We start from the raw sequence: 5,420 nt of genomic DNA, 5'->3' as shown, positions 1-5,420 counted from the left end.
TCCTCAGTGGAATCGGCACCCCGAGCCTAACGGCTCAAGGCGGGCAACGCCGCCCACTTCAGAGTTTCAACAGAGACCGGGACATTCCCGTCGTGTCCGGCGCGTGGTCTTTGATCGGCCTCGCGAAAAGCCATCATATTTCCGCGACAAACCCTGTCGGATCGCTATAGTGTACGACAACATCTAATTTGAGGTTTGTCGCACATGCTGGTCGGGTACATGCGGGTGTCGAGCAGTGACGAGCGCCAATCGGTCGACCTGCAACGCGATGCCCTCGTCGCCGCAGGCGTCGACGAGCGGCATCTACACCAGGACAAAGCTTCGGGCGCGCGTGACGACCGGCCGGGCCTGAAAGCCTGCATGGCCGATCTGCGTGATGGCGATGTGCTGATCGTCTGGAAACTCGATCGGCTCGGAAGATCGCTGTCGCATCTGATCCGCATCGTCGAGGAATTGAAACAACGCGGCGTCGCCTTTCGCTCGCTGACCGAGGTGATCGATACCACGAGCGTCCATGGCAGCTTCCTGTTCAATCTCTTCGGGACGCTCGCCGAATATGAGCGCGCGCTGATCACCGAGCGCGTCAATGCCGGGCTCGCCGCGGCACGCCGGCGTGGGCGCAAGGGCGGCAGGCCGCCCACAATCGACGCGGAGAAGATCGACCAGATTCTGACAGCGCTCGAAGGGGGTGCCAGCAAGGCCTCGGTATGCCGCAGCTTCCAGGTGCCGCGCTCGACATTGATCGATATGCTGAAGCGGACCGGGTGGACCGGTGCCGGCGCGGCCGACAAGCCCGCGAACAGCGCATAACGGGCGGATCGCCAGCATGGCATTTCTGGACGCTCAGGCAAAAGCGCTCCTGTTCGAGCCGCCCGACACCCACGAGGAAGCACTCGCGCGCTATGCTCTCACGCTGGAGGATGTCGCGTTCGCCCGGCGTCGTCGCCGATCCCACAATCGGCTGGGCTTTGCGGTCCAGCTGGCGCTGGTACGCGATCTCGGACGACCGTTGCGCGCGGGTGAAGTCGTCCCAGCAGCCGTTCTCGATACCGTCGCCGACCAGGTCGGCATCGACCCAGTCGTGTTCGAGCTTTATGCCCGTCGTGACGAAACCCGGCGCGAGCATCTGGCCGAAATCATGGCGCACCTGAACCTTCGGACGATACGGGAGCGCGATTACCGTCTGTGCATCCGCGCAGGCGCGGTTGGCGCGGTCGCCACGGAGAAAGGCGAGCCGATCGTGCTGGCGGTGATCAATGCCCTGAAGGCCGCGCGCATCGTCGTCCCAGTCTCGCGCATGGTCGAGCGATTGGCGCTGGCCGGTGAGCTATGGCCGGAGTTGGGTGACGGGGCCGATCAGGCGGCGCGTTGATCGGCGGGCGCGGTGGACACGATGCCGTCGGTGAACTTGATGCCAGCGATGACCATAGGCAAGCGATTTTCGCCTTTCAGCCGCCGCCAGGTCTTCGATGCGGCGATAACGAGTTTGAAGACCATCAACCGGGCGGTCTTCTGCGACAGGGCTCCCTTCGTTCTGACCGTCCGGTGCCGGACCGTGGCGAAGACGCTCTCGATGGGGTTCGAGGTCCGCAGATGGTCCCAGTGCTCGGCCGGAAAGTCGAAGAAGGCCAGGAGCGCGTCGCGGTCCTTGGCCAGGCATTCGACGGCCTTGGGATATTTGGCGCCGTACTTCTCGGCGAAGACCGCGATGGCGGCTTCGGCACTCGCCCGGTCCGGCGCGTCCCGCACCTCGCGAAGGTCCGTCTTCATGTTCGGCTGAACCGACTTCGGAACCTTGTTGAGGATGTTGATGAGCTTGTGTTGCCAGCATCGCTGGTGGCGCGTTCCGGGGAAGATCTCCTCGAGCGCTTTCCAGAAGCCGAGTGCTCCGTCGCCGACGGCGATCTCGGGCGCGGCGGCGAGACCGCGTGCTTTCAGGTCGACGAGCAGTTCGCGCCAGCTCTGCGCACTCTCGCGGACACCGACTTGGAAGCCGACGAGTTCTTTCTTGCCTTCGGGCGTGGCGCCGACGATGACGAGCATGCAAGCGGCATCATCTTCCATCCGTGCCTGAAGATAGACACCGTCGACCCAGATGTAGACGTAGCGCCGGGCCGACAGATCGCGCCGCTGCCAGCGATCGTATTCGCCCGTCCATTCTTCCTTCAGGCGTCCGATCACCGACGGCGACAGGTTCGGGGCGTCCCTTCCCAGCAGCGCAGCAAGGGCCTCCTGGAAATCGCCGGTCGAGATGCCGCGTAGGTAGAGGACCGGCAGCAGTGCATCGAGGCTCTTCGTTCGCCGCGCCCATTTCGGCAGGATCGCGGAGGTGAAGGTAATGCGGTCCTGCTCCGGCCCATCGGCGCCGCGATCCCGCAGCTTGGCGCGCCTCACCGGCACCGGACCGACCCCCGTTTGGATTGCGCGCTCCGGACCATGGCCATGGCGAACGAGCCGGGCACGGCCGTCGGCAAGACGTTCGCCCTGCATCGCCGTCAGGAAGGCCTCGGCTTCCGCCTCGACGGCCTGCGCCAGAAGCCGGCGGGCGCCATCGCGCAGCACCAAGGTCAGGGGATCATCGATGTCGCCAGGGTGCTGAAAGGCGTGAACGGTGCTATCGGTCTTCATAGGCGTATCGCTCCTCTGGAGGTTCGGGCAGGCTTCGACACCCGCCCCGATACGCCGCCTTTCTCAAACCGTCATCACCCAGTTTCCGCCATAGCTCCTGGCCGGTCGGGCGATGGCGCGTCGACAGGCGTACCGGCATCTGATCGATGGACTCAGCCCGGTCACGCTTGCAAGCCTCGACGAGCTCATCAGCGAGCGGAGCGGAGAGCGGACCTTGCTCGGCTGGATCGCCGATGCGCCCGAGGGCGCCAGACTGAAAAGCCTCAAGGCTGTGATCGCCCGCCTGGACGCAGTGCGTCGCGCGGGAATCTCGGACGAGCGGCGAAAGGCGATCCACGCCAACCGTTACGGCATCATCGCCAAGGAAGCGCGCATCCTCCATGCGCGCGAGATGCAGCGCTTCTCGGTCGATCGCCGATATGCGACGCTGACCGCGTTCGTTATCGAGCGACAGGCTGCGCTGACCGATCTGGCGATCGAGCTGTTCCGCAAACTTCTCGCTAGTGCCGGGCGTAAGGCGGAACTCGGCCGCAAGGAACGGCTGTTGCAGGAAGCTCAGGTCTTGGCCAGTGTCGCGGTCGACCATGTAAAGCTCGGGCAGGCGCTGCTGGCGGCGCACGCCAGTGGCAGCGATCTGGCCGCAGCGGTCGCGGGCACGCTCGGATGGGAGGCGCTGGAAACCAGCGTCGCGGTTGCGTCGGGTCTCGTTCATCCCGACCGGCATGATGAATTCGACGAGCTGATCGATCGCCAGAAATCGCTCAGGGCTGTCGCCAGGCTCGTGTTCGCCGCGTTCAGCTTCCAGTCCTTCCGCCCAACCGATCAGATCCTCGCATCGATCGAGCTGCTGCGGACGGTATATCAGGGCGGCAAGCTACCAAAGACGCTGCCACTGTCCTTTCTCACCCGCAAATGGCGTCGCCGTGTTCGCTCGGGTGGAGATCTCGATGTCCGGGCCTGGGAAGTGGCGGTCCTCATCCATCTGCGCGACCGGCTGCGTGCCGGCGATATCTGGGTCGAGGGCAGCCGCGCCTGGCGCAGCTTCGAGGATTATCTTCTGCCGCGCACGACCTTCATCGTCATGCGCGACGAACAACGGCTGGGGCTTGCCGTGCCGGACAGCTTCAATGCCTGGCGCAAGGAGCGGGCCACTACGCTGGACGCTCGGTTGAAGGCGCTCGCGCAGGCGGCAGCAGCCGATGCGATCCCCGATGCCGCCCTTACCGACAAGGGCCTGTCGATCAGCCCGATCGGTGAGGAGGAGCGCGACCGGATCACCGCGCTCAGCCGTCGTCTCTATACGCTCGTGCCCCGTGTCAGGATCACCAGCCTGCTCGCCGAGGTGCATCGCTGGACGAACTTTCTAGACAGCTTCACCCATTATCGCACTGGCGAAACCGCTGGCGACGAGGCTGCGCTAATGGCCGCGATCCTCGCCGATGCGACCAACGCCGGGGCCGAGCGCATGGCTGAGAGTTCGCGCGGCGTCACCATCCATCAGATGATGCTGATGGTTGATCGCCACCTTCGCCCTGAAACCTATGCGACCGCAACGGCTGTGCTGGTCGATGCGCAGCAGGCCCATCCCTTCGCGGCGATCTGGGGAGACGGCCATGTATCATCGTCCGACGGGCAGTTCTTCCCGGCTGGCGGGCGAGGTGAGGCCAGCCTCGACTATAATGCCAAATACGGCAAACGGCCTGGCGCCTCGCTCTACGGGTTCCTCTCCAACCGGTTCGCCTCCTTCTTCTCCCGGCTGATTTCGGCGTCCGAAAGCGAAGCGCCTTATGTGCTCGACGGGCTCGTCCACAATGAAAGCTCGGTCGAGATACGCGAACATGCGACCGACACCGCAGGGGCGACCGAGACGATATTCGCGATGTTCCACCTGTTCGGCTACCGGCTCATCCCGCGCATCCGCAATCTGGGCGGTCGCCGGCTGTTCGTGATCGATCCCGACAGCGCCTATGATCCGCTCGATGCGCTGATTGGCGGCACGGTCAACATGGACCGCATCGAGCCGCACTGGGACGAGGTGCTGCGCCTTGGCGCGTCGATCGGCGCCGGGCTCGTACCCCCTTCGGTGATCCTCAAGAAGATCGCCGCGACGCCTCGCCAGAATGGGCTTTCGGTCGCGCTGCGCGAGATCGGACGTATCGAACGCTCGATCTTCATCTGCGACTGGCTGCTCGATCCCAAGCTGCGCAGGCGATCCCATGCCATTCTCAACAAGGGCGAAAGCCGCCATGCCCTGGCGCGCGCGGTGTTCCTTCATCAGCTCGGGGAACTACGCAACCGCATCTCCGAGACGATGGCCTACCGCGCCTCCGGCCTCAATCTCGTCGTCAACGCGATCATTCTGTGGAACACCGTCTATCTCAGCCGCGCCGTCCGCTTCGTCCACGACCAGGGCACCACCATCCCGGACGCTCTGCTCGCCCCGGTAGCGCCGCTGCCCTGGGGCCATATCGCGCTCACCGGCGACTATCTCTGGAACGAGATTGACCGCCCCCTCGAACGCTACCGTCCGATCCGCGCCAACCGGTTCAATCCCAAGAACTTCGTCTTCCTTAGCGTACACCGCTGAAGAAACTCCCACGGAGCCCCATATATAGGTTCTTTCAATTACGTGCCACGCGCTCCAACGCATCACCAAGCTTGGTGACGATCTCATCGATGTGCGCTTCTTCTGCGATCAGCGGCTGTCAACGTCGGAGCAAAACCGGGCCAGTGGGGCGGAGTAAAAGCAGGCCACTGGCGTGAGGGGCACGACACAGGAAAGGGCCCGATCG

Annotated in this window: 4 protein-coding genes; 3 read left to right on the top strand and 1 reads right to left on the bottom strand. The window is 64.3% G+C overall.

What is annotated here, in order from left to right; all coding sequences use genetic code 11:
- Nucleotides 1-204: 204 nt before the first annotated feature.
- Nucleotides 205-810 (top strand): recombinase family protein, encoded by a 606-nt coding sequence (locus VQ044_RS23600; RefSeq protein ID WP_327650048.1) that lies wholly within the window; start codon nucleotides 205-207, stop codon nucleotides 808-810.
- Nucleotides 811-826: 16 nt separating this feature from the next.
- Nucleotides 827-1,372, top strand: coding sequence for a DUF4158 domain-containing protein (locus VQ044_RS23595; RefSeq protein ID WP_327650046.1), 546 nt, complete (start codon nucleotides 827-829; stop codon nucleotides 1,370-1,372).
- On the opposite strand, the gene VQ044_RS23590 is transcribed toward VQ044_RS23595, so the two are convergent.
- A complete protein-coding gene (locus tag VQ044_RS23590) occupies nucleotides 1,357-2,628 on the bottom strand; it encodes an IS256 family transposase (protein ID WP_331827807.1) in 1,272 nt (423 codons plus the stop codon). The two genes, VQ044_RS23595 and VQ044_RS23590, sit on opposite strands and share 16 nt — an antisense overlap.
- Before the next feature lie 112 nt (nucleotides 2,629-2,740).
- On the opposite strand from VQ044_RS23590, the gene VQ044_RS23585 reads away from it, so the two are divergent.
- Nucleotides 2,741-5,215, top strand: coding sequence for a Tn3 family transposase (locus VQ044_RS23585; protein WP_327650044.1), 2,475 nt, complete (start codon nucleotides 2,741-2,743; stop codon nucleotides 5,213-5,215).
- Nucleotides 5,216-5,420 lie beyond the last annotated feature (205 nt).

The organism is Aurantimonas sp. C2-5-R2 (assembly GCF_036549495.1).
Classification (GTDB): domain Bacteria; phylum Pseudomonadota; class Alphaproteobacteria; order Rhizobiales; family Rhizobiaceae; genus Aurantimonas; species Aurantimonas coralicida_A.
This window is presented reverse-complemented; position numbering and strand designations above follow the sequence as displayed.

What these genes read in the sequence shown, in the direction of transcription:
- VQ044_RS23600 (WP_327650048.1), top strand. Translation starts at nt 205, where the DNA reads ATGCTGGTCGGGTACATGCGGGTGTCGAGCAGTGACGAGCGCCAATCG.
- VQ044_RS23595 (WP_327650046.1), top strand. Translation starts at nt 827, where the DNA reads ATGGCATTTCTGGACGCTCAGGCAAAAGCGCTCCTGTTCGAGCCGCCC.
- VQ044_RS23590 (WP_331827807.1), bottom strand. Translation starts at nt 2,628, where the DNA reads ATGAAGACCGATAGCACCGTTCACGCCTTTCAGCACCCTGGCGACATC.
- VQ044_RS23585 (WP_327650044.1), top strand. Translation starts at nt 2,741, where the DNA reads ATGGCGCGTCGACAGGCGTACCGGCATCTGATCGATGGACTCAGCCCG.